Origin of the sequence: Dyella agri (assembly GCF_044904705.1) — a bacterium.
GTDB lineage: Bacteria > Pseudomonadota > Gammaproteobacteria > Xanthomonadales > Rhodanobacteraceae > Rhodanobacter_A > Rhodanobacter_A agri.
Genome location: NZ_JADIKL010000002.1, coordinates 135,543 through 159,359 on the forward strand (window position 1 = coordinate 135,543; position 23,817 = coordinate 159,359).

General features: G+C 68.4%; 21 protein-coding genes and 1 other RNA gene. 17 read left to right on the top strand and 5 right to left on the bottom strand.

Going from position 1 to position 23,817, the window contains the following annotated elements; translation table 11 throughout:
• Window positions 1-2: 2 nt before the first annotated feature.
• Window positions 3-1,289: a nucleoside permease gene (locus tag ISP14_RS03245; RefSeq protein ID WP_404536241.1), complete on the bottom strand. Its 1,287-nt coding sequence runs from the start codon at window positions 1,287-1,289 to the stop codon at window positions 3-5.
• A 155-nt stretch (window positions 1,290-1,444) separates the two neighbouring features.
• Here ISP14_RS03245 and ISP14_RS03250 point away from each other — a divergent pair, with 155 nt between their 5' ends.
• Complete coding sequence (locus tag ISP14_RS03250; protein ID WP_404536243.1) at window positions 1,445-2,074, top strand: homoserine/threonine efflux transporter; 630 nt, start codon at window positions 1,445-1,447, stop codon at window positions 2,072-2,074.
• On the opposite strand, the gene ISP14_RS03255 is transcribed toward ISP14_RS03250, so the two are convergent.
• Genes ISP14_RS03255 through ISP14_RS03270 form a run of 4 tightly spaced genes read right to left on the bottom strand, consistent with a single transcriptional unit; the run spans window position 2,071 to window position 6,338 of the window.
• Window positions 2,071-2,664 (bottom strand): uracil-DNA glycosylase family protein, encoded by a 594-nt coding sequence (locus tag ISP14_RS03255; protein ID WP_404536245.1) that lies wholly within the window; start codon window positions 2,662-2,664, stop codon window positions 2,071-2,073. The two genes, ISP14_RS03250 and ISP14_RS03255, sit on opposite strands and share 4 nt — an antisense overlap.
• Window positions 2,661-4,034, bottom strand: coding sequence for an FAD-binding oxidoreductase (locus tag ISP14_RS03260; protein WP_404536246.1), 1,374 nt, complete (start codon window positions 4,032-4,034; stop codon window positions 2,661-2,663). Before ISP14_RS03260 ends, ISP14_RS03255 begins: the two co-directional genes overlap by 4 nt.
• A gap of 25 nt (window positions 4,035-4,059) precedes the next feature.
• Complete coding sequence (locus ISP14_RS03265) at window positions 4,060-4,416, bottom strand: YraN family protein (protein WP_404536248.1); 357 nt, start codon at window positions 4,414-4,416, stop codon at window positions 4,060-4,062.
• A complete protein-coding gene (locus tag ISP14_RS03270; RefSeq protein ID WP_404536249.1) occupies window positions 4,416-6,338 on the bottom strand; it encodes a penicillin-binding protein activator in 1,923 nt (640 codons plus the stop codon). The genes ISP14_RS03265 and ISP14_RS03270 overlap by 1 nt, the downstream gene beginning before the upstream one ends.
• 115 nt (window positions 6,339-6,453) lie before the next feature.
• Here ISP14_RS03270 and rsmI point away from each other — a divergent pair, with 115 nt between their 5' ends.
• The 16 genes from rsmI (at window position 6,454) to ftsZ (ending at window position 23,694) form a co-directional block, all read left to right on the top strand.
• Window positions 6,454-7,284, top strand: a complete 831-nt coding sequence (gene rsmI / locus ISP14_RS03275; RefSeq protein ID WP_404536250.1) for a 16S rRNA (cytidine(1402)-2'-O)-methyltransferase — start codon at window positions 6,454-6,456, stop codon at window positions 7,282-7,284.
• A gap of 73 nt (window positions 7,285-7,357) precedes the next feature.
• Window positions 7,358-7,720: RNase P RNA component class A (rnpB, locus tag ISP14_RS03280), an RNA gene on the top strand.
• 322 nt (window positions 7,721-8,042) lie between these two features.
• Window positions 8,043-8,489 carry a division/cell wall cluster transcriptional repressor MraZ gene (mraZ, locus tag ISP14_RS03285; protein ID WP_404537111.1) on the top strand — a complete coding sequence of 149 codons (447 nt, stop codon included), beginning with the start codon at window positions 8,043-8,045 and terminating at the stop codon, window positions 8,487-8,489.
• Window positions 8,490-8,535: 46 nt separating this feature from the next.
• Window positions 8,536-9,468 (top strand): 16S rRNA (cytosine(1402)-N(4))-methyltransferase RsmH, encoded by a 933-nt coding sequence (gene rsmH, locus ISP14_RS03290; RefSeq protein ID WP_404536251.1) that lies wholly within the window; start codon window positions 8,536-8,538, stop codon window positions 9,466-9,468.
• A 5-nt stretch (window positions 9,469-9,473) separates the two neighbouring features.
• Window positions 9,474-9,737 (top strand): cell division protein FtsL, encoded by a 264-nt coding sequence (gene ftsL / locus ISP14_RS03295; RefSeq protein ID WP_404537113.1) that lies wholly within the window; start codon window positions 9,474-9,476, stop codon window positions 9,735-9,737.
• Complete coding sequence (locus ISP14_RS03300) at window positions 9,734-11,596, top strand: peptidoglycan D,D-transpeptidase FtsI family protein (RefSeq protein ID WP_404536252.1); 1,863 nt, start codon at window positions 9,734-9,736, stop codon at window positions 11,594-11,596. The genes ftsL and ISP14_RS03300 overlap by 4 nt, the downstream gene beginning before the upstream one ends.
• Entirely contained in the window at window positions 11,593-13,083 is a 1,491-nt protein-coding gene (locus ISP14_RS03305) for a UDP-N-acetylmuramoyl-L-alanyl-D-glutamate--2,6-diaminopimelate ligase (protein WP_404536254.1), read from the top strand. Before ISP14_RS03300 ends, ISP14_RS03305 begins: the two co-directional genes overlap by 4 nt.
• On the top strand, window positions 13,080-14,447 hold the full coding sequence (locus ISP14_RS03310) for a UDP-N-acetylmuramoyl-tripeptide--D-alanyl-D-alanine ligase (RefSeq protein ID WP_404536255.1): 1,368 nt from the start codon (window positions 13,080-13,082) through the stop codon (window positions 14,445-14,447). Before ISP14_RS03305 ends, ISP14_RS03310 begins: the two co-directional genes overlap by 4 nt.
• Entirely contained in the window at window positions 14,437-15,537 is a 1,101-nt protein-coding gene (gene mraY, locus ISP14_RS03315) for a phospho-N-acetylmuramoyl-pentapeptide-transferase (protein ID WP_404536256.1), read from the top strand. Before ISP14_RS03310 ends, mraY begins: the two co-directional genes overlap by 11 nt.
• Window position 15,538: 1 nt before the next feature.
• Window positions 15,539-16,780 (top strand): putative lipid II flippase FtsW, encoded by a 1,242-nt coding sequence (gene ftsW, locus ISP14_RS03320; RefSeq protein ID WP_404536257.1) that lies wholly within the window; start codon window positions 15,539-15,541, stop codon window positions 16,778-16,780.
• Window positions 16,777-17,853 carry an undecaprenyldiphospho-muramoylpentapeptide beta-N-acetylglucosaminyltransferase gene (gene murG / locus ISP14_RS03325; RefSeq protein WP_404536258.1) on the top strand — a complete coding sequence of 359 codons (1,077 nt, stop codon included), beginning with the start codon at window positions 16,777-16,779 and terminating at the stop codon, window positions 17,851-17,853. The genes ftsW and murG overlap by 4 nt, the downstream gene beginning before the upstream one ends.
• On the top strand, window positions 17,850-19,295 hold the full coding sequence (murC, locus tag ISP14_RS03330) for a UDP-N-acetylmuramate--L-alanine ligase (protein ID WP_404536259.1): 1,446 nt from the start codon (window positions 17,850-17,852) through the stop codon (window positions 19,293-19,295). Before murG ends, murC begins: the two co-directional genes overlap by 4 nt.
• Window positions 19,295-20,257, top strand: a complete 963-nt coding sequence (locus ISP14_RS03335; RefSeq protein WP_404536260.1) for a D-alanine--D-alanine ligase — start codon at window positions 19,295-19,297, stop codon at window positions 20,255-20,257. Before murC ends, ISP14_RS03335 begins: the two co-directional genes overlap by 1 nt.
• Window positions 20,254-20,997, top strand: coding sequence for a cell division protein FtsQ/DivIB (locus ISP14_RS03340; RefSeq protein ID WP_404536262.1), 744 nt, complete (start codon window positions 20,254-20,256; stop codon window positions 20,995-20,997). The genes ISP14_RS03335 and ISP14_RS03340 overlap by 4 nt, the downstream gene beginning before the upstream one ends.
• Window positions 20,998-21,010: 13 nt before the next feature.
• Window positions 21,011-22,246, top strand: a complete 1,236-nt coding sequence (gene ftsA / locus ISP14_RS03345; protein WP_404536264.1) for a cell division protein FtsA — start codon at window positions 21,011-21,013, stop codon at window positions 22,244-22,246.
• A gap of 266 nt (window positions 22,247-22,512) precedes the next feature.
• Window positions 22,513-23,694, top strand: a complete 1,182-nt coding sequence (gene ftsZ / locus ISP14_RS03350; protein ID WP_404536265.1) for a cell division protein FtsZ — start codon at window positions 22,513-22,515, stop codon at window positions 23,692-23,694.
• Window positions 23,695-23,817 lie beyond the last annotated feature (123 nt).

The following is a 23,817-nucleotide window of genomic DNA, read 5'->3' on the forward strand; positions in this document are numbered from 1 at the left end:
GTTCAATGCGAAGGCACGACGCGGCCGGCGGCCGCGGCGTCGTGGCGATGCTTGAACAACGGCACGAACAGCAGCGCCATCACCAGCGCATAGCCGGCGAAGGCCAGCCAGATGCCGTGCCAGTCCTTGCAGATCAGTACGGCGTCGTCGCAGCTGTGGTTGGTGAAGAAGTGGTCGATCACGAAGCCCGCGATCAAGCTGCCCAGTACCGCGCCGACGCCATTGGTCATCAGCATGAACAGACCTTGCGCGCTGGCGCGGATCTTCGGATCGGCCTGGCCCTCGACGAACAGCGAGCCGGAGATGTTGAAGAAGTCGAAGGCCATGCCGTAGACGATGCACGACAACACGATCATCCACAGCCCGCCCATCGGATCGGGATTGCCGAACGCAAACAGGCCGAAGCGCAGCACCCAGGCCAGCATGCTCATCGTCATCACCGCCTTGATGCCGAAGCGCTTCAGGAAGAACGGGATGGTGAGGATGAACGCGGTTTCGGAGAACTGCGAGATCGAGATGATGATGGTCGAGTACTTCACCGTTAGCAGGTTCGCGTACGCCGGCACCTTGACGAAGTCGCTGAGGAAGGCGTCGCCGTAGGCATTGGTGAGCTGCAGCGCAGCGCCCAGCAGCATGGCGAAGACGAAGAACACCGCCATGTTGCGGTTCTTGAACAACACGAACGAGGTGAGGCCGAGGCGGTCCGTCAGGCTGCGGCTGTGCGCGGCGTCGAGCCGGGGCGGGCACTTCGGCAGGGTGAACGCGTACAGGCCCAGCAGCAGCGAGGCGCCGGCGGCTACGTAGAACTGCGCCGGGGAGGCCTTGAAGCCGAGCAGGCTGGTGGTCCAGGTGGCGGCGATGAAGCCCACCGTGCCCCAGACGCGGATCGGCGGATAGGTGCTCACCACGTCCAGCCCTTCCTGCTTCAGCGCGTTGTACGCCACCGTGATGGCGAGCGAGATGGTGGGCATGTAGAAGCACATGTACAGCAACACCACCCAGAACATCTGCTGCGGATCGCCCGCGTGCGGTATCGCGCACAGCATCGCCGCGCCCGCGATCTGGAACAGGCCGTACAGACGTTCCGCGTTGATCCACTTGTCCGCCACGATGCCCGCCAGCGACGGCATGAACAGTGCGGCGATGCCCATGGTCGAGAAGATCGCGCCGAAGCTGGTGCCCGACCAGTGCAGGGTCTGGAACCACCACGTGCCGATGGTCAGCAGCCAGGCACCCCAGATGTAGTACTGGAAGAAGTTCAGAATGACGAGGCGGAGCTTGAGGCTCATGGATGCGGGTTCCCCTGTAGGCCGGGGACGATCCCGTGGCCATGCTGCTTGGAATCGGGCCAGATTAGATGAAGCTCCGGCCGGCCAGCAAGGCACGGTACATCGTGCGGTTGCGGCTAAACTGCGCTTCCGCCGTCCCGTCCGGAGCGTGTCGCATGAGCCTGTTCCTGACCATCGCCGTGGTGCAGCTGATCGCCCTGATGAGTCCGGGTCCGGATTTCTTCTACGTCTCGCAGACCGCGGTGAGCCATTCGCGCCGCGAGGCGCTGGCCGGCGTGCTTGGCATCACGCTGGGCGTGGCGGTGTGGGCTGCGCTGGCGCTGCTCGGCCTGCAGCTGCTGCTGCACCGGCTGCTGTGGCTGGAGCGCGCGATCGCCGTATGCGGCGGCGGTTACCTGTGCTGGATGGGCCTGAAGATGCTGCGTGGCGCATGGGCTTCGCCTTCCGGCGGTGCGCCGGCACATGCGGTAAAGCTGGCCGACGGCCCGTGGCGCGCCATGCGCAACGGCCTGTTCACCAACCTCGCCAACCCCAAGGTGGTGGTGTATTTCGGCAGCATCTTCTCCGCCTTCGTCGGCGATGGCCAGAGTGCCTGGGCACGCTGGGGGCTGTGGCTGATGGTGGTGGCCGAGACGCTGCTGTGGTTCGCCCTGGTGGCCGGTGTGTTCACGCTGCCGGCGATGCGCCGCGGTTACCTGCGCCTGCGCCGCTGGATCGACGGCTGCGCCGGCGCGGTGTTCGTGCTGTTCGGGTTGCACCTGATCTTCGCGCGCCGCGCGGCCTAGCGCAGCGCGAGCTGCACCTGTCTGCGCAATTCCGGCAGCAATGCCGCCTCGAACCAGGGATTGCGCTTCAGCCAGAGCTGGTTGCGCGGACTCGGGTGAGGTAGCGGCAGCACGCCGTGCGCGAGATGTTCGCGCCACGCAAGTACGGTGTCGGTGAGCGTACGTCCGCGTCGCTGGCCGAGCAGGCCGGCTTGTGCGTACTGGCCGATCGCCAGCGTCAGCCTCACTTGCGTCAGTCGCGGCAGCAGATGCGGATGCCAGGCCGGTGCGCATTCGGGGCGCGGCGGCAGATCGCCGCCCTTGCCGGTACCCGGAAAGCAGAAGCCCATAGGCACGATGGCGATCTTGTCGGCGTCGTAAAACACAGGTTTGTCGATGCCCAGCCAGTCACGCAGCCGGTCGCCGCTGACGTCGTTGAAAGGAATGCCGGTGTCGTGCACCTTGCGTCCCGGGGCCTGGCTCACGATCAGCAACCGCGACTGCGGCGACGCCTGCAGCACCGGTCGCGGCCCCAGCGGCAGATGTGCCTCGCACAGGCGGCAGGCGCGGATGCGTATCACCAACTGCTCGAAGGATTCCTGCCTGCTCACGGCAGCAACTTGCCCGGGTTGAGTATGCCGTCCGGATCGAACGCGGCCTTGATGCCGCGCATCAGCCCCAGCGTTTCGCCCGACAGCGCCAGCGGCATGAACTCGCGCTTGGCGATGCCGATGCCGTGTTCGCCCGACAGCGTGCCGTCCAGCGCAATCACCAGCGCAAACAGTTCGGCCAGCGCGGCATGGGCGCGCTCGCGTTCCGCGTCATCGCGTGGCAGCAGGTTCACGTGCAAGTTGCCGTTGCCGGCGTGGCCGAAGCTGACGATGGGTAGCGCATGCTTTGCCGCCAGACGTTTCACGCCATCCACCAGTTCGGGCAGGCGGCTCACCGGCACCACCACATCTTCGTTGATCTTGTGCGGCGACAGCTTGCGTTGCGCCGGCGACAGCGCCTTGCGTGCGGACCACAACGCCTTCGTTTCGGCGGCGGTTTCGGCCACACGCAGTTCGAGCAACCCGTCGCCGCGCGCGGCCTGCGCCACGGCTTCGGCGGAGGCGGGCAAGGCATCCGGCTCGCCATCCACCTCGATCATCAGCAACGCGCCGGCCACCGGCACGCCGGCGTCCGGCGCATGGTCGCGCGCGAGCTTCAGCGCCACATCGTCGATGAATTCCAGTGCGCAGGGCGTGACTGGCTGAGCCATGATCCGTGCCACGGCACGTGCGGCCGCGCCGACATCCGTGTAGGTCGCGCGCAGGGTACGCACGGCGGATGGCTTGGGCGTGAGCTTGAGCGTGGCCTCGGTGATCAGCGCCAGCGTGCCTTCCGATCCGATCAGCAGGCGGGTGAGGTCGTAGCCCGTGGCGCCCTTGCTGGTGTAAGTGCCGCAGCGAAAACCCTCGCCCGTGCCGGCCACCGCGCGCAGTCCCAACGTGTTCTCGCGTGGGCTGCCGTATTTCACCGTGCGCGGCCCGGCGGAGTTGCAGGCCAGGTTGCCGCCGATGCTGCACCACGGCGCGGAAGACGGATCGGGCGGCCAGAAGAAACCGTGCGGTTCGAGCGCCTGCTGCAGATCGCCGTTGAGCACACCCGGTTCCACCACAGCGAGACGGTTGTCGGTGTCGATGCGCAGAATGCGGTTCATCCGCTCGAAACTCGCCACCACGCCACCTGCCACCGGCACCGTGGCGCCGGTGGTGTTGCTGCCGCGGCCGCGCGCCACCAGTGGTACATGGTGCTCGCGACAGGCGCGCACCAGCGCCCCGGCCTGCGCGTGCTCCGTGGGGAACACCACCGCGTCCGGCGACGCGCTGAGCCGCGAGTTGTCGTAGGCGTAGGCGAGGCGTTCGGCCTCGGCGACGGAGAGTGCGTCGTCACGGAAAATGTCGCGCAGCGTGTCGAGCAGGGCGGCGGGCAGGGGCATTCGCGTAGCCTAGCGGATTGCGGCCTCAACCGGCCTCGAACGCACTGCGCAGCCATTGCATGCGCGCATCGATGGCGGGGCCGTCGTAGCTGACCACGTCGAAGCGGCAGGTGCGTTGTGCGTGCTGTGGATGGGCGGCCAGCCACAGCTGCGCGGTGTGGATCAGCTTGTCCCGCTTGCTGCGGGTGACGGAAGCCAGGGCGTCGCCGTGGCCGGCGCGCACGCGATAGCGCACCTCGACGAATACCACGGTGTCGCCGTCCAGCATGACCAGGTCGAGTTCACCGTGGCGGGTGGTGTAATTGCGTGCCAGCAACTTGAGGCCGGCGCGTTCGAGTTCGGCGCCGGCGCGCAGCTCGAAGGCGGCGCCGGTGCTGCGCATCAACCTGCCGAGGAAGCGGGGGCAGGTTGCACGCTGCTGGCCGGTGCGGGCAGATCGTCGACCTGCAGGCTGCCGCCCAGCAGACGGGCGAGGCCGTTCTGGAATTTCGCCCAGATCAGCACGCGACGGATGCGGCCGAACTGGTCGGCGGTGAGCTGGCCGGTGGCGCCGGGCAGGTAGCTGCCGGGATGGTTGCGCAGCCAGTCGAGATAAGGCACCAGGTTCCATGCATCCATGCCGAACGCGAACAGCCGTGCGCTGCCGTCGCGCGCCGCCGGCAACAGCGTGGCGATGTCGTCGTGGTGGGGCAGGCCCGGCTGTGCGTCGAACAGCCACGGCGCGTCGCAGAACTCCACGCCGTTGAGATCGCCGTCGGCGGTGGGGTTGTCGGTGCCGGCGTAGATGTGCGAGGTGCCGAACACCGGCAGCGCGATCCTGGCGATCTGCAGCTGCGGCAGCAACAGCCGCGCCTGGTTGGGGCGCATGCTGATGAAGATGCCGGTATCGTCCACAGTGGCGCCGGTGGCGGTGCCCGTGCTGGCGCCGGCGGCGGGAGCGGAGGCATCGGGCGTGCCGGTGGCCGGCGCGGCGGCGACGGGCAGGTGCAGGCTGGTGATCAGATTTGCGTAGTTCAAGCCATCGGCGGGCAGCGTGGCCATGCCAACGACGCTGCCGCCACGGGCGAGCAGCTCCGCCTTGAACGCGTTGGCCGCGCGTTGGGCGAAGTCGTCGCCGGAAATCACCATATAAGTCTGGTGCAAGCCGCGCTCGATCATGTGATCGGCGGCCTGGGCGCCCTCGGTCTCCGGCAGCAGGCCGAATTCGCTGGCGTCGCTCGCGGGCAGCTGCCTGTTGTCCGGATGGTTCAGCGCCAGCACCGGCACCGGCAGCTTGGGTTGTGCGAACAGTGCGGCCACGGCGCCGCGGGTGAGCGGGCCGACCACCAGTTGCGCGCCGTCGCTCACCGCCTGCTGATAGGCCTTGATCGCGCCGTCGGTGTTGCCTTGCGTGTCGTAGATGCGCACCGAGGCGCGAGGCGCGTGGGTGCGGGCGTCTTCCGCATAGGAGGCAAAGAAACCATCGCGGATGGCGTCGCCGGCGCCCTTGTAGGCGCCACTCACGGGCAGCAGCAGGGCGACGTGGGCGGGCATCTTGTAGCCCTCGCGCACTTCAGCGCCCGCGCCGGGCAACAAGGTGCCCACCGGCTGCTGCAGCGTCGGTGGCGCCTGCGCCACGGTGACGCCGAGCTGGCTCAGTGCTTCGTTGGTCCACGACAACATGGGGTCGCCCGGCTTCATGGCGTCGGCGCGCTGCTTGAGCGAGGCCACGTCGAGCCGGGTCAGTTCGGCGAGGATCTGCTTGCGGTTGTCCGCACGATCCAGCCCCTGCAAATGGTCGTCCATCTGCACGCGCGTGCGGGCGGCGCCCCAGTGGTCGCCGGTGCCGGCCTGCGCGCGGGCGCGCAATTCGAACAGGCGGACCTGCAACTTGTCCGGCACGGCGACCGTGGGCTGGGTGGTGAGCCGCAGCGCAGTCGCGGGATCCTGGTGGCGCAGCGCGAGATCGGCGCGCAGCAGGTCGAAGCGCACGGCATCGTCGCCCTGCAGGTTGTTGCGCTTGATCTGTGCCAGCGCGGGACCGGCGGTCTCGATGCGACCCTCTTCGCGCCAGGCTTCGGCCGCCAGCAGGCGGTAGTGGTCGGCATGGCCGCCGTATTGCCCGGCCAGCGCGAGGTAGGCTTGCGCGGCCTGGTCGAACTCGCCTTGCCGCGCCAGCGATGCGGCGCCGTCAGCCGCGCTGACTTCAGCGGGCGAAGGCTTTGTGTTGCCGGGGACGCAACTGCTCAAGGCCAGCGTGCCCGCGAGCAGCAGGATCGGACCGAGGGCAGGCAGGGATGGCCGGGGGACGGGGCGCAGGCGCATCGGAAGTCTCTTGTCGGTATTCGCGGCGAGTGTGCGCGATGATAGCCGATCGTTTCCGTGACCTGAGGCTGCGTCGTGTTGCCCGGCGCGTCGTCGAATCCGCAGGAGTGTGCGCATGTCATCTGTCCAATCCGGTTGCCTGTGGGTGGTCGCCACGCCGATCGGCCATCGCGACGATTTTTCTGCGCGGGCGATCGCGACACTGCGTGAAGTGGCGGTGATCGCCGCCGAGGACACCCGCCACAGCAAGCCGCTGCTGCTCCACCACAACATCGCCACGCCGTTGATCGCCTTGCATGAGCACAACGAGCGCGAGGTGGTGGAGGGCATCGTGCGGCGGCTGCGGGGCGGCGAGTCGGTGGCGCTGATTTCCGATGCGGGCACGCCGCTGATTTCCGATCCCGGGTTCCGGCTGGTGCGCGCGGCGCGCGCGGCGGGCGTCCGCTGTGCACCGGTGCCGGGCGCCTGCGCGGCGATCGCCGCATTGTCGGTGGCGGGTCTGCCCAGCGACCGCTTCGTGTTCGAAGGTTTCCTTCCGCCGAAATCCGCGGCGCGGCGTGCGCGCCTGCAGGAGCTGGCGGGCGAGCCGCGCACGTTGATCTTCTATGAATCCTCGCACCGTGTCGCCGAGAGCCTGGCCGACATGCGCTCGGTGTTCGGCGACGAGCGCGAGGCAGTGCTGGCGCGCGAACTCACCAAGCTGTTCGAGACGGTGATCGGCGAGCCGCTGGGGCAGCTCGCCGAACGCGTGGCGGGCGATCCCGACCAGCAGCGCGGTGAATGCGTGCTCCTGGTCGCCGGTCGTGGTGAGGAGGCCGATGCGAAGCTCGCCGAAGGCCAGCGCGTGTTCGCGGTCCTGCGCGAGGAGTTGCCGCCGGCCAAGGCGGCCAAGCTCGCCGCGGCGATCACCGGCGCGCCGCGCAAGGAGCTTTACAGGAGTGAATGAAGTGGAACGGGAGAAAGCGCTGTCGCATGCTTTTCTCTCGTTTCTCGCCCCGCTTCACACTAAACTACGCCCTGGAGTCGGCCGGACAGTCGCGTCGCGCGCAAGCGCATCGAGGAAAGTCCGGGCTCCATAGGGCAGAGTGCCAGGTAACGCCTGGGCGGCGCGAGCCGACGGCCAGTGCAACAGAGAGCAGACCGCCGATGGCCCGCAAGGGTACAGGTAAGGGTGAAAGGGTGCGGTAAGAGCGCACCGCGTACGGGGCCAACGTCGTACGGCACGGTAAACCCCACTCGGAGCAAGACCAAATAGGGGAACGATAACGCGGCCCGCGTTGTTCCCGGGTAGGTTGCTGGAGCCAGGCGGCGACGCCTGGCCGAGAGGAATGACTGTCGCGCCGCAAGGCGTACAGAACCCGGCTTACAGGCCGACTCCGCCTTTCCCGTCCATGTCCCGGCGCACGTGTGCGCCGGGACATGTGCCTGTGGCTGGGCATGAGTGGCGAGGTGAACGGAGGTTCATGTCGCTGTCGGCTATGGCGGGCATGGGTGTGGCGATTCTCGCTGGTTGGTGTGCGAGCCGTTCCGCAAAAAATTCCCTGCATTCAAGCACCTTGGGGATGTTCCTCAGAAAGTGCTGGAAACACGGCCACAACTTCGCCTTTCTCCTTGATTCACAAGCAAAAATCCCTTGACAGTCTCAGGGGGCGAGACTATCGTGGTTTTCAGTGTGAAATCGTGGGTTTTCGTGGAGTCTGCTACGTGTTCCAGGGCGAGACCGCCATCACCGTCGACGACAAGGGCCGGCTGGCCATACCGACCGCGTACCGCGAGTTGGTGGCCGATGCCTGCGCGAACCGGCTGGTGGTCACCTACAACCCGTTCGAGCCGGGCTGCCTGTGGCTGTTTCCGCATGCCGAGTGGGAAAAGGTGCGCGACCAGGTCAACGCGTTGTCCAAGGTGGTCAAGGCGCACCGCGACATGCAGATGAAGATCGTCGGCGCCGCCGCGGTGGTGGAGCCTGACGGCGCCGCACGCATCCTGCTGCCGGCCAGCCAGCGCGCCACCACGGGCATCGAGAAGAAGGCGGTTCTGCTGGGCATGGGCAACAAGTTCGAGCTGTGGAGCGAACAAGCCCATCTGGCCAAGATCCGCCAGACCATCGGCGAAGACGAGATCACCAACGACATGGCCGCGCTGCAGCTGTAGTGCGAAGCATGGTTTTGCGGGCGGGTTACGGGACGGGAGATGCGGCATGGCCGAGTTGCGGCACATCCCGGTGATGCTGGATGAAGCGGTGGAGGGCCTTGCCGTGCAGGCAGGCGGGCGTTATCTGGATGGCACCTTCGGACGCGGCGGTCACGCTCGCGCCGTGCTGTCGCGCCTCGGTCCCGGCGGGCGACTGCTGCTGATGGATCGCGACCCGCGGGCCATCGCCACCGCGCAAGCCGGTTTCGCCGACGATCCGCGCGTCTCCATCCGTCACGCCAACTTCTCTTCGCTGGCCGAGTGGGACGAGACTGCCGCCGGCCTCGACGGCGTGTTGCTGGACCTGGGTGTCTCTTCGCCGCAGCTGGACGAAGCTGCGCGCGGTTTCAGCTTCATGGCCGATGCGCCGCTGGATATGCGCATGGACACCACCCAGGGCGAGAGTGCTGCGGATTTCCTCGCGCATGCCACGGAGCGCGAGATCGCCGACGTGCTGTGGCAGTTCGGCGAGGAGCGCTTCAGCCGCAAGATCGCCCGTGCCATCGTCGAGCGCCGTGCGGAACAGCCGCTGGCCCGCACCGGCGAACTGGCCGCGCTGATCGAGCGCGTGGTGGGTCGGCGCGAGCCCGGCAAACACCCTGCCACGCGCAGCTTCCAGGCGTTGCGCATCCGCGTGAACGGTGAGCTGGAATCGGTGCGGCGTGGACTGGACGCCGCGCTGGCGCGACTGAAGCCCGGCGGCCGGCTCGCCGTGATCAGCTTCCACTCGCTGGAAGATCGCATCGTCAAACAGTTCATCCGCGATCATTCCGGCCGCGTGCAGGGCAGTCGACGCGGTCCGCCGCAGGCCGCGGCGCCGGCTGAGCTGACGGCAGTGGGCAAGGCGCAATTTCCCTCCGATGCCGAGCTCGCCGTGAATCCGCGTGCCCGCTCGGCCGTGCTGCGGGTGGCCGAGAAGCTGGAGGCGGGACACGCATGAAGGTGATCCGGGCCATCTTCATGCTCGCGCTGCTGGCTGCCGTGCTGGCCAGCGCGATCAGCGTGGTGTGGGCCCGCCACGAGGGTCGCGTGCTGTTCGTGCAGCTCACTGCGCTGCAGAACCAGCGCGACGACATGAATATCGAATACGGCAAGCTCGAACTGGAGCAGGCCACCTTCGCCGAACCGCGCCGCATCGACGAGGAGGCGCGCCAGCAGCTCGGCATGGTCGATCCGCGCCCGCAAGACATCCGGTTGCTGCGCCGATGAGGTGGCGCGACCGCACCCGTCCGCAGCCGCAGCGCGCCACGCCGTCGCCGAGCCGCCGCCGCGGCGCCGGCCCCAGTGCACGCAAGCGCATGGTGGTGGTGGTAGGCCTGCTCGGCCTGGTCTCGCTGGGCCTGGTGGCGCGCGCGTTCGACCTGCAGGTGGTGCGCAAGCAGTTCTACCAGAAGCAGGGCGACGCGCGTTTCCTGCGCGAAGTGCCGATTCCGGTGTCGCGCGGCACCATCTTCGACCGCAACGGCGAGCCGCTGGCGGTGTCCACGCCGGTCATGTCGATCTGGGCCAATCCTGCAGAGCTGCTGGCGAACGACGACCGTATCCCCGAACTGGCCAAGGCGCTGGGCGGCAATGCGACCGACATCCAGAGCTACCTCGAGCAGCGCGCGAACCGCGAATTCGTCTACCTCCGCCGGCAGATGCCGCCGGAGGCGGCGCAGGCCGTGCTCGACCTCGACATCCCCGGCGTCAACGGCCAGCGGGAATTCAAGCGCTTCTACCCGTCGGGCGAGGTGACCGCGCACATCCTCGGCTTCACCAATATCGACGACCACGGCCAGGAAGGCCTGGAGCTGGCCTACGACGACTGGCTGGCCGGCAAGCCCGGCACCAAGCGCGTGATCCGCGACGGCAAGGGCCACGTGGTGGAGGACCTGGAGCAGGTGCGCGCGCCCAAGCCGGGGCAGAACCTCACGCTGAGCATCGACCGCGGCATCCAGTTCCTCGCCTACAACGAACTGAAGAACACGCTGGACAAGTTCAACGCCGCCTCTGGCGCGATGGTGGTGCTCGACGTGCACACCGGCGAGATCCTGGCGATGGCCAGCCTGCCCACCTACAACCCGAACGCGGTAGCCGGCAGCAAACCGGGGCAGCGGCGCAACCGCGCGGTCACCGACGTGGTCGAGCCGGGCTCCACGATGAAGGCCTTCACGCTGGCGGCCGCGCTGTCCAGCGGCAAGTACACGCCGACCGGCCCGATCATCGATACCGGCAACGGTCACTGGTACTTCTACGGCCACGACATCCGCGACGACGATCCGAACGGCGTGCTTACCCCGACCGGCGTGCTCACCCGCTCCAGCAACGTGGGCGCGGCAAAGATCGCGATGACGCTCGATACCTCGCTGATGTACGACACCTTCCGCGCGTTCGGTTTCGGCAGCAGCACCGAGAGCGGTTTTCCGGGCGAGTCGGCCGGCCTGCTGAAGATCGGGCGCAACTGGCGCCCGCTGGAAAAGGCGATCATGGCCTACGGCTACGGCCTGAACGTCACGCCGCTGCAGCTGGCCAACGCCTACGCCACCATCGCCGACGGCGGCGTGATGCACACGCCCACCTTCATCAAGGGCGACGACAGCCCGGGCAAGCAGATCATTTCGCCGCAGGTGGCGCACGAACTGGTCAGCATGCTGGAGACAGTGACCGGCCCTGGCAGCACCGGCGCGAAGGCGCGCATCGCGAACTACAGCGTGGCGGGCAAGACCGGCACCTCGCACCAGGCGATCGCCGGCGGCTACTCGAAGAACACCTATAACTCGCTGTTCGCCGGCATCGCGCCGGCCAGCAATCCGCGCCTGGTCGGCGTGATCGTGATCAACGGCACCACCAAGGGCGGCTATTTCGGCGGCACCGTGTCGGCGCCGGTGTTCGCCTCGGTGATGGGCGGCGCCCTGCGCCTGCTCGACATTCCGCCGGACAACATCGGCCGTTGGTATGTGGGCGGTCCGCTGCAAGGCAACGGCGGCCTGGTCGGCAACCAGTCGCCGGTCACGCCGGCGGCCAACGACGTGCCGATCAACGAGGCGCCGGTCGACGAGGCGCCGACGGAAGGAGGCCTGCCGTGAGCACGGGCCACCTCGACCAGTTGCTGCTGGGCCTCGCCGACGCGCCGCTGGCCGCGGCGCCGGGCGCGGCGCGCATCGTGGTGTCCGGCCTCACGCTGGATTCGCGCAAGGTTCGCCGCGGCGACGCCTTCGTCGCCCTGCGCGGCACGCAGAGCCATGGCATCCAGTTCGCCGCCACCGCGGTGCAGCGCGGCGCGGCCGTGGTGCTGGCCGAGGCGCCTGCGGTGGAGTGCGCGCCGCTGGACGTGCCGGTGCTGTGGATCGAGGGCTTGCATGATCTGGTCGGCGAGATCGCCGCGCGTTTCCATGGACGGCCGTCCGAAGCATTGCGCGTGATCGGCGTCACCGGCACCAACGGCAAGACTTCCACCGTGCAATTGCTGGCGCAGGCGCTGAGCTTCCTCGGCCATCGCGCCGCGAGCATCGGTACCTTGGGCGCTGGCCTGCACGGCCGGCTGCGTGAGGGTGAGCGCACCACGCCGGATGCGATCAGCGTGCACGGCCTGCTGGCCGAATTCCGCGACGCCGGCGCCACCCACGTGGCGATGGAGGTGTCCTCGCACGCGCTGGAGCAGGGCCGGGTCGGCGCGGTCGACTTCGAGGTCGCCGCTTTCACCAATCTCACCCGCGACCATCTGGACTACCACGGCAGCATGGAGGCCTACGGCGCGGCAAAGGCGAAACTGTTCGCGTGGCCGGGACTGCGCGCCGCGGTCATCAATGGCGACGATGCGTTCGGCGCACAGTTGCTGGAGCAGCTGCCGGCCGCCGTGCGTGCGTTGCGCGTGAGTGCGCGGGGCGACGCCGCGGCGGACGTGGCGGCCAGCGCCGTGGTCAGCTCCGCGGAAGGCCTGGCCTTCGTGCTGCGCACGCCCTGGGGCACGCATACCTTGCGCAGCCATCTGCTGGGACTCTTCAACGTGGCCAACCTGCTCACCGTGGCGGCCTGCCTCGGCGCACTGGACGAGCCGTTCGAGCGCATCGTGGCCGCGTTGGAGAACCTGCAGCCCGTCAACGGTCGCATGAGCCGGCTCGGCGGTCAGCGCGGCCTGCCGCTGGTGGTGGTGGACTACGCACATACGCCCGACGCGCTGGAGCAGGTGCTGAACGCGGTGCGCGCGCACTGCCGCGGGCGGCTGATCTGCGTGTTCGGCTGCGGCGGCGAGCGCGACGCGGGCAAGCGCCCGCTGATGGGCGAGATCGCGGCGAGGCTGGCCGACGTGGCGATCGTCACCGACGACAACCCGCGCGGCGAGAACGGCGACGCCATCGTGGCGCAGATCGTTGCCGGCATGGGCGCGGCGCGCGAATACGGCGTGCAGCGCGACCGCGCCGCCGCGATCGAGCAGGCGCTGGACATGGCGGCGGCCAACGATGTGGTGGTGATCGCCGGCAAGGGTCACGAAACCTACCAAGAGGGCGCGGCCGGCAAGCGCCCGTTCGACGACATGATGGTCGCGCGCGCGGCCCTGGAGCGGCGCGCGTGATGCAGCTGAGCACCATCGCGATGTGGACCCACGGCCGGCTGCTCGGCGACGATGCCGCGGTGGCTGGCGTCGCCATCGACACCCGCAAGCTCAAGGCCGGCGACCTGTTCGCGGCGTTCAAGGGCGAGCGCGTGGATGGCCACGACTATCTGGCCCAGGCTGCCGCTGCCGGCGCTGCCGGTGCGCTGGTTTCGCGCAAGGTGGACAGCCCGCTGCCGCAGGTGCTGGTGGACGACGTGGAGGCGGCGCTGGGCGATCTTGCCAGCGCGATGCGCGCACAGCGTCACGCGCGGGTGATCGGCATTACCGGCTCCAACGGTAAGACCACGGTGAAGACGCTGACGGCGGCGATCCTGTCGCTGCACGGTCGCACCCACGTCAATACCGGCAGCTTCAACAACGAGATCGGCCTGCCGCTGACCCTGCTGGCGATGCCCGAGGATGCCGAATACGCGGTGCTGGAGATGGGCGCCGGCAAGCCCGGCGACATCGCCTATCTCGCCGCCATCGCGCGGCCCGAAATCGGCCTCGTCAACATCATCGCGCCGGCGCACCTTGAGCGCATGGGCAGCGTGGAAGGCGTAGCCGAGACCAAGGGCGCGCTGTACCAGGCGCTGCCCGCGGACGGCGTGGCGGTGATCAATGCGGACGACGCCTTCGCCGGCTTCTTCGCGGGCCTGGCCGGTGCGCGCCGCGTGCTGCGCTTCGGCCTGGAGCACAAGGCCGACGTGGGCGCGGAGATCGTCGAGCAGCGCGCCGACGGTTCGCGGTTCGTGCTGAGTACGCCGGTCGGTGACGTCAAGGTGGAGCTGGCGCTGCCCGGGCGCCACAACGTGGCCAATGCGCTGGCGGCAGCATCCATTGCGCTGGCGCTGGAGGTGCCGCTGGGCACCATCGCGGCGGGGCTGGCGCAGGCCCGCCCGGTAGAGGGACGCCTGCGCCGGGTGACGCTGCCCAGCGGCTGGACGCTGATCGACGACAGCTACAACGCCAACCCCAGCTCGATGGCCGCCGCAATCGACACGCTGGCGCTGGCGACAGGCGAGCGCTGGCTGGTGCTGGGCGACATGGCCGAACTGGGCGCCGACGCCCGCGCGCTGCATGCCGGCGTGGGCGCCAAGGCGCGCGAGTGCGGCATCGAGCGCCTGTTCGCGGTCGGCCCGCTGGGCGAGGCGACGGTAGCGGCATTCGGTGCCGGCGGCGGGCATTTCGCAGACAAGGCCGCACTGGTCGATGCGCTCAAGGCCGGCCTGCATGCCGGCGTGACCTGCCTAGTCAAGGGCTCGCACTCGGCGGGCATGAACGAGGTTGTGAAGGCGCTGGAAGCGGCGACTGGAAAGGAGGGCGCATCCGATGCTGCTTGAACTTGCGGACTGGATGGCGCGGCACTTCACCACGCTGCATCTGTTCCAGTACATCACCTTCCGCACCATCATGGCCGCGCTCACGGCGCTGGCCGTGTCGTTGCTGCTGGGTCCTGCGCTGATCCGCAAGCTGGCCGCGCTGAAGGCGGGACAGGTGGTGCGCAGCGATGGTCCGCAGACGCATCTGTCCAAGGCCGGTACGCCGACCATGGGCGGGGTGATGATCCTGCTTGCAGTGACCGTCGCCACGCTGCTGTGGGCCGACCTGCGCAACCGCTACGTATGGGTGGTGCTGGCGGTGATGCTGGCGTTCGGCGTGATCGGCTTCTACGACGATTACCGCAAGCTGGTGCTGAAGGACAGCCGCGGCCTGGCCTCACGCTGGAAATATTTCTGGCAGTCGGTGTTCGGCCTGTGCGCGGCGCTGTTCCTGTACTTCACCGCGCCGCAGGCGGTAGGCCAGTTGCCGGTGGCGGAGACCGCGCTGTACCTGCCGCTGTTCAAGCACGTGGCGATCCCGCTGGGCGTGTTCTTCGTGGTGGTGGCTTATTTCATCGTCGTGGGCTTCTCCAATGCGGTGAACCTCACCGATGGCCTCGACGGCCTCGCGATCATGCCCACGGTGCTGGTCTCCGGTGCATTGGGCGTGTTCGCCTACCTGGCCGGCAACAAGCTGTTTTCCGAATACCTGGGTATTCCCTCGATTCCCGGCGCGGGCGAGCTGTCGATCTATTGCGGCGCACTGGCCGGCGCGGGTCTGGGGTTCCTGTGGTTCAACACCTATCCGGCGCAGGTGTTCATGGGCGACGTGGGCGCGCTGGCGATCGGCGCCGCACTCGGCTGCATCGCGGTGATCGTGCGCCAGGAGATCGTGCTGCTGGTGATGGGCGGCGTGTTCGTGCTGGAGACCGCCTCGGTGATGATCCAGGTCGCCAGCTTCAAGCTCACCGGCAAGCGCGTGTTCCGCATGGCGCCGATCCACCATCACTTCGAGCTCAAGGGCTGGCCCGAGCCGCGGGTGATCGTGCGCTTCTGGATCATCAGCGTCGTGCTGGTGCTGATCGGTCTCGCCACGTTGAAGGTGCGCTGACATGTTCGGCCTCTTCGGCACATCGCAGGCGATCAAGCGGCAGGGGCCGCGCGGCAGCTACGACCTGTGGCTGCTGATCGCGCTGATCGGGCTGGCCAGCGTCGGCGTGGTGATGGTGACCTCCAGTTCGATCGCGGTGGCCGACAACGGCAAGGACGGCGCGTTCTATTTCCTGAAGAAAGACCTGCTCAATCTCGCGTTCGGCGCGGTGGCGGCCGGCGTGGCGATGCGCACCGAACTGAAGCTGCTCGAGAAGCGCGCGTTTCCGCTGCTGGGGCTGGCGGTCGTCCTGCTGCTGGCGGTGTTCGTGCCGCACCTGGGCATGCGCATCAACGGCGCACACCGCTGGCTGAACCTGGTAGTGACCAGCTTCCAGCCGGTGGAGGCGGTGAAGCTGATTCTGGTGGTGTACCTGGGCAGCTACCTCGTGCGCCACCGCGACAGCATCGAGACGGAATTCCTCGGCCTGATCAAGCCGATTGCGGTAGCCGGCATCATCGTGTTGCTGTTGCTGGCGCAGCCCGACTTCGGCTCGGCCACGCTGGTGATCTCGGTCACCATCGCGATGGTCTGGCTGGGCGGCGCGCGGCCGATCTATCTGTTCGTCATGGGCTTGCCGCTGATGCCGCTGCTGGTGATCGCAGCGACCGGCGAGAGCTACCGCGTGAAGCGCCTCACCTCGTTCATGAACCCGTGGGAGCACCCGTTCACCGACGGCTTCCAGCTCACCCAGTCGCTGATGGCGATCGGCCGCGGCGAGTGGGCCGGCGTGGGGCTGGGTTCCAGCGTGCTGAAACTCTCCTACCTACCCGAGGCGCACACCGACTTCATCTTCGCGGTGATCGGCGAAGAACTGGGCCTGGTCGGCGTCGTGCTGGTGATGGGCTTGTTCGCGCTGGCGGTGGGGCGCGGCCTGTACCTGGGTCTCAAGGGCGTCGAGGTGGGTCAGCGTTTCGCCGGCTATGTCGCGTTCGGCATCTCGCTGATGCTGGCGATGCAGGCGATCGTCTCGGTGGGCGTGAACCTCGGTGCGCTGCCCACCAAGGGGCTTACCTTGCCGCTGATCAGCTACGGCGGTTCGTCGATGGTGCTGACCTGCGCGATGGCCGGCGTGTTGCTGCGCGCTACCTGGGAAATCAACCGGGCGCTGGATGCGCGGCAGATGGCCAAGCGCATGCCGGAGGCGGTGGCCGCCCCCGAAGTGAACGACGCGGCGCGCCCGCGCGAGGTGGCGGTGGCATGAGCGCCGCGCCGCGTCCCGTGCTGATCATGGCCGGCGGTACCGGCGGCCACATCTTCCCCGGCCTCGCCGTGGCCGAGACGCTGCGCGCGCAAGGCGTGCCGGTGGCGTGGCTGGGTGCGGTGGGCGGCATGGAGACGAAGGTGGTGCCGGCGCACGGCATCGAATTGCACGAGATCCGCGTGGGCGGTTTGCGCGGCAAAGGCTGGAAGACGCGCCTCGCCGCACCGTTGATGCTGGCGCATGCGCTGCTGTCCGCGCTCGCCGTGCTGCATCGGCTGAAGCCGCGCAGCGTGTTGTCGATGGGTGGTTACGTGGCCGGGCCTGGTGGCCTGGCTGCGCATCTGCTGCGCCGGCCGCTGCTGGTGCATGAGCAGAATCGCGTGGCCGGGTTCACCAACCGCAAGCTGGCCGCGCATGCGCAGCGTGTGCTGGCCGGTTTCGCCGACGCCTTGCCGAATGCCGAGTGGGTGGGCAATCCGGTGCGTGGCGCGATCGCCGCGCTGGCGCCGCCATCGCAACGCTTCGCAAGCCATGTTGGCCGTGCGCGCCTGCTGGTGTTGGGCGGCAGCCTCGGCGCGCGCGCGCTGAATCTCGCGTTGCCGCAGGCGCTGGCCTTGCTGCCGCCGGAACGCCGCCCGGAGGTGTTGCATCAGTGCGGCAACCGCGGTCTCGACGAGGCGCGCGAGGCATACGCGAAAGCCGGTGTCGAAGCGCAGGTGGTGCCGTTCATCGAGGACATGGCCGGTACCTACGGCTGGGCCGATCTCGCGGTCTGCCGCGCCGGCGCGCTGACCCTGGCCGAACTTACCGCGGCCGGGCTGGGCGCGGTGCTCGTGCCGTTCCCGCACGCGGTGGACGACCACCAGACCCGCAACGCCGAGGCGCTGGTCGCCGCCGGCGCGGCCGAATTGATCCAGGAACGTGATTTGAACATCGAAACACTCGCACAGCGTCTGGATACGCTGCTGTCCGACCGCGCGCAATTGCTCGCCATGGCGGATGCGGCGCGCACGCTGGCCAAGCCCGACGCGGCGACGGTGATCGCGCGCGCCTGCCTGGAGGTGGCCGCATGACGCCCCGCCGGCTGCTCGCGCATGAAGACCTGATGACCACGTTCCGCCGCGTGCATTTCATCGGCATCGGCGGCGTGGGCATGAGCGGCATTGCCGAGGTGCTGCACAACCTGGGCTACGCGGTGTCCGGCTCGGACAAGGCGAACTCGCCCACCGCGCAGCGCCTCGCGCGACTGGGCCTGGTGGTGCACGAAGGCCACGACGCAGCCAACGTGGGCGATGCCGACGTGGTGGTGACCTCCAGTGCGATCAGGCCGGACAATCCCGAACTGCTCGCCGCGCGCGCGGCACGCATCCCGGTGATCCCGCGGGCGGAGATGCTGGGCGAGCTGATGCGCTTCCGCCGCGGCATCGCGATCGCCGGCACGCATGGCAAGACCACGACGACCAGCCTGGTCGCCAGCGTACTGGCCGAGGCGAACTACGACCCGACTTTCGTGATCGGCGGCCAGCTCAACGCGGCCGGCGCCAATGCGCGCCTGGGCACCGGTCAGTACCTGGTGGCGGAAGCCGACGAGTCGGACGGCTCCTTCCTGCTGCTGTCGCCGGTGATCGCTGCGGTCACCAACATCGACGCCGACCATCTGGAGAACTACCACGGCGATTTCGCCGAGGTGAAGAAGGCCTTCGCCGACTTCTTGCACCGCCTGCCGTTCTACGGTCTCGCCGTGTTGTGTGTGGACGATGCGGAAGTGGCGCAGCTGGCGAAGAACACCACGCGCCGCGTGATGACCTACGGCATCGCCACGGCGGACGCGGACGTGCGCGCATCCAACGTGTCGCAGAATGGCTTCGAGATGCACTTCGACCTGCATCTGCCCGGTCGCGCCGAGGCCTTGCCGGTGACGCTGAACCTGCCGGGGCGGCACAACGTGCTGAATGCGCTGGCTGCCGCCAGCATCGGCTGGCAGCTCGGCGTGAGCGCCGAGGCGATCGCGCGCGCACTGGCGAGCTTCCAGGGCGTGGGCCGGCGCTTCCATCGCCGCGGCGAAGTCGCGCTGGACCACGGCACCGCCTTGCTGGTGGACGACTACGGCCACCATCCCAGCGAGCTGGCCGCGGTGTTTGCCGCGGCGCGCGGCGGCTGGCCCGAGCGCCGTCTCGTCGTCGGCTTTCAGCCGCACCGCTACAGCCGCACCCGCGACCTGCTGGACGATTTCGCGAACGTGCTGGCCGAGGCCGACGTGCTGGTGCTCACCGAGGTGTATCCGGCTGGCGAAGCGCCGATCGCCGGCGCCGACGGCCGCGCACTGGCGCGCGCGGTGCGTGCGCGCGGCAAGGTCGATCCGGTGCTGATCGAGCATCCGCGCGAACTCAAGGACACCTTGCCGGCGCTGCTGCGCGACGGCGATCTGCTGCTGCTGCTCGGCGCCGGCGACATCGGCGCGGCGGCGGTGGAACTGGCGCAGCTGGGCCAACTCAAGACCAAGGGCGCCGCGTGATGGCAACGAACTCCGAAATCCGCATCTCCAACCCCGCCGACTTCGGCCGCGTCGCCGTGGTGATGGGCGGCAGTTCGGCCGAGCGCGAGGTGTCGCTCGACTCCGGCCGCAACGTGCTGGCTGCGCTCAAGGCGCGCGGCGTCGATGCGCATGCGATCGACGGTATTCCGGCCTTGCTCGACGCACTGCGCGCCGGCCATTTCGCGCGCGTGTTCAACATCTTGCACGGCCAGCACGGCGGTGGCGAGGACGGCGTGCTGCAAGGTGCGCTGGAATCGCTCAACGTGCCGTATACCGGCTCGGGCGTGCTTGGCTCGGCGTTGTCGATGGACAAGACGCGCTCCAAGCGCGTGTGGCAGTCGTTGGGCCTGCCCACGCCGAAGTTCGTGGCGCTGCCGCGCGGCGGCGATGCTTCGGCCGTGCATGCGGCGGCCCGCGAGATCGGCTTTCCGCTGATCGTGAAGCCGGCCTGCGAAGGCTCCAGCGTGGGCGTCACCCGCGTGTTCGAGGAGGCGCAGCTGGATAGCGCCGTCGAGTTGGCGGCGAAGTACCCCGGCGACCTGCTGATGGAAACCCTGATCGAGGGCGACGAGCTGACCGTCGGCATTCTCGGTCGCGAGGTGTTGCCCTCTATCCACATCGTGCCGAAGGGCGCGTTCTACGACTACAACGCGAAGTACGTCGCCGAGGACACGCAGTACCTGTGCCCCGGACTGGAAGGTGCGGCCGAAGCGGAGCTGCGCACGCTGGCGCTGACTGCGTTCGATGCGCTGGGTTGTGCCGGCTGGGGCCGCGTCGACGTGATGCGTGACCGCCAGGGCCGCAACTGGCTGTTGGAAGTGAACACCGCGCCGGGCATGACTTCGCATTCGCTGGTGCCCAAGGCCGCCCGCGCCGCCGGCGTCGACTACGAGACGTTGTGCTGGCGCGTGCTTGAAACGAGCTTCCGGGGGGATGCATGAGGGGAAGCGCCCGCCTCATTGCCTGGTGCCTGGTCGCCGCCCTGCTGGCGCTGCCCATCGTGGGCGTGCTGAACGGCTGGTTCGCGGCCAACCGCTGGCCGGTGACGCAGCTCACGGTGCAAGGCGAGTTCAGGCACGTGGCCATGGAAGATATCCGTGCCGCCGTGCTGCCGCGGCTGGGCAAGGGCTTCTTCGCGCTGAACCTGGACAACGTGCAACAGGCCGTGGCGGCGCTGCCGTGGGTGGAGTCGGTGGAGGCGCGCAAGCGCTGGCCGGACACCTTGCAGCTGCGCGTGATCGAGCGCCAGCCGTTCGCGCGCTGGAACGAGAAGCAGCTGATCAGCCGTCAGGGCAAGGTATTCGACGCGCCGATCGGCGCCGCCGATGCCGCCACGCTGCCGAATCTGGAGGGGCCGGACGACCGCCTCGCCGAGGTAGTGAGCTTCTACGCCGACGTACGCAAGGCCTTCGCCGGCACGCATCTTTCGATCAACGGCGTGGTGCTCACCGCGCGCGGCAGCTGGAGCGTCACCACGGCGAGCGGCGCCCGCATCGTGGTCGGCGATCGCGATCTGGCTGGTGCGCGGCTGCGCCGCTTCCTCGATGTCTATCCGCAACTGATGGCGGGCCACGGCGACGGTTTCGTCTACGCCGACCTGCGCTACACCAACGGCTTCGCCGTGCGCTGGCCGCAACAGGCGCCCGCCGCCGCAAAAGCAGGAGTCACGCGCCGCTCATGAGGACGCAATGCATATGAAGACGCGCAACGACAAACAGCTGGTGGTCGGCCTCGATATCGGCACCTCCAAGGTGACCGCGATCGTGGGCGAGTACGAGCCGGGCGAGCCGATCACCGTGATCGGCATCGGTACCCATGTGTCGCGCGGCATGCGCAAAGGCATGGTGGTGGACATCGAATCCACCGTGCACTCGATCCAGCGCGCCGTGGAAGAAGCCGAACTGATGGCGGGCTGCGACATCCGCTCGGTGTGCGCCTCGATTTCCGGCAGCCACCTGGAAACCCGCAACTCGCACGGCAACGCGGCGATCCGCGATCGCGAAGTCACGCCCGGCGACCTGGAGCAGGTGCTGGAAGCGGCCAGCGCGGTGGCGATTCCGGCCGACCACAAGGTGCTCTACAAGGAGCCGCAGGAATACCGCATCGACGGCCAGGACGGCATCCGTTCGCCGGTCGGCATGAGCGGCGTGCGGCTGGAGGCGAACGTGCATCTGGTCACCGGCGCGGCGGCTGCGGTGCAGAACATCACCAAGTCGATCCAGCGCTGCGGCTTGTCGGTGGACGAACTGGTGCCGTCGTCGCTGGCCAGCGCGAAGGCCGTGCTCACCGACGACGAACGCGAGCTGGGCGTCTGCCTGGTCGACATCGGCGCCGGCACCACCGACATCGCGATCTACACCCAGGGCTCGATCCGCTACACCGCCTCGCTGCCGATCGGCGGCGACCAGGTCACCGGCGACATTGCCTACGGCGTGCATACGCCGACCGCGCATGCCGAGGAGATCAAGATCAAGTACGCCTGCGCGCAGACCGGGTTGGCGCACGCCGAGGAAACCATCCAGGTGCCCAGCGTCGGCGACCGGCCGCCGCGCCGGCTGGCGCGGCAGGCGCTGGCGCAGAGCGTGCAGGCGCGCTACGAGGAAATCTTCGAGATGGTGCAGGACAGGCTGCGCAGCTCCGGCTACGACAGCCTGGTGGCGGCCGGCGTGGTGCTCACCGGCGGCGCTTCGAAGATGGAAGGCGCGCTGGAGCTGGCCGAGGAGATCTTCCACAAGATGGTGCGCCTCGGCGTGCCGCAGGAAATCAGCGGCCTGGGCGAAGTGATCAGCAGCCCGCTGCACGCCACCGGCGTGGGCTTGCTGCTGCATGGCTCGCGCCACAACGCCCCGGTGCGCGGCGGCAATCCGGCGCTCGGCAATGTCGGCGGCCTGCTCGGCAAGTGGCGCAACTGGCTTACGAAGAACTTCTAACGGGTGCCTCGCGAGATGCGGGACACCCGGCAAACCCATGGATGGGTTGCCCGTGATCAGGCATCTGAATGCCGGATCACGGAGGCCAGTCCGGACATGTGCCGGACTGGCCGACCCGGACGACGGCCAGGACGGCAGTCGTTCGGGCGACGGAATACGGCTGCGCAGGAGGCGCGGCCACGGGCGGAGGGATGTCCGCCCACCACCACGGAAGCGACAGGAGTCGCGCCCGCGGTTACAACGACAACAACTCTGGAGGACGGGAAATGTTCGAGCTGATCGAGAAACTTGCACCAAACGCAGTCATCAAGGTCATCGGCGTGGGCGGCGGCGGCGGCAATGCCGTGGCGCACATGATCAATGCCAACATCGAAGGCGTGGAGTTCATCGTCGCCAACACCGACGCGCAGGCAATGAGCAACTGCAACTCGCGCAGCCATCTGCAGTTGGGCGCGAACGTCACCAAGGGCCTGGGCGCGGGCGCCAACCCCGAGGTCGGCCGCCAGGCCGCGCTGGAGGATCGCGAGCGCATCGAGGCGATGCTGGAAGGCGCCGACATGGTGTTCATCACCGCCGGCATGGGCGGCGGCACCGGCACTGGCGCGGCGCCGGTGGTGGCGCAGCTGGCCAAGGAGAAGGGCATCCTCACGGTGGCGGTGGTCACCAAGCCGTTCCCGTTCGAGGGCCGTCGCCGCATGCAGGTCGCCCAGAAGGGCATCGAGGACCTCAGCCAGCACGTCGACTCGCTGATCACCGTGCCGAACGAGAAGCTGCTCAGCGTGCTGGGCCGCGAGGTCACCCTGATCAATGCGTTCAAGGCCGCCAACAACGTTCTGCAAGGTGCTGTGCAGGGCATCGCCGACCTGATCACCGCCCCCGGCCTGATCAACGTCGACTTCGCCGACGTGCGCACCGTGATGAGCGAGATGGGCCTGGCGATGATGGGCACCGGTACCGCCAGCGGCGACGATCGCGCGCAGGCCGCGGCCGAGGAGGCGATCAAGAACCCGCTGCTGGAGGACGTCAACCTCAACGGCGCCTGCGGCATCCTGGTCAACGTCACCGCTGGTCCCAACCTCACCATGCGCGAGTTCGACGAGATCGGGCGTATCATCCACGACTTCGCCAGCGAAGACGCGACCGTGGTGATCGGCACCTCGCTCGACCCGGAGCTGAAGGACGAGGTGCGCGTCACCGTGGTCGCCACCGGCCTCAACCGCGCCCCTGCTTCGCGCAGCGTGCGCACGGTCGAGCAGAAGCAGGTGGAGATGCGTCAGCGCCCGCGGCCGGTGGTGTTGCGTACCGGCACCGGCAACGAGGTGGTCGACTACGCGCAGCCGGAGTCGGTGATCAGCACCAACCCGCGCAGCGAGGCGCCGGCCAGGAGCCAGGACAACGGTCTGGAATACCTGGATATTCCGGCTTTCCTGCGCCGTCAGGCGGATTGACGTGGCTGGTGCCTGAACCAGGTACCCGTGGCTTGTTAAAGAGGAGTTGAACAAAAGCCTGTCGAACTGGTCATTGCAAACAGCATGAAGGGTGGGTTCGGGTCTAGTGACGCGGCAAAGCGC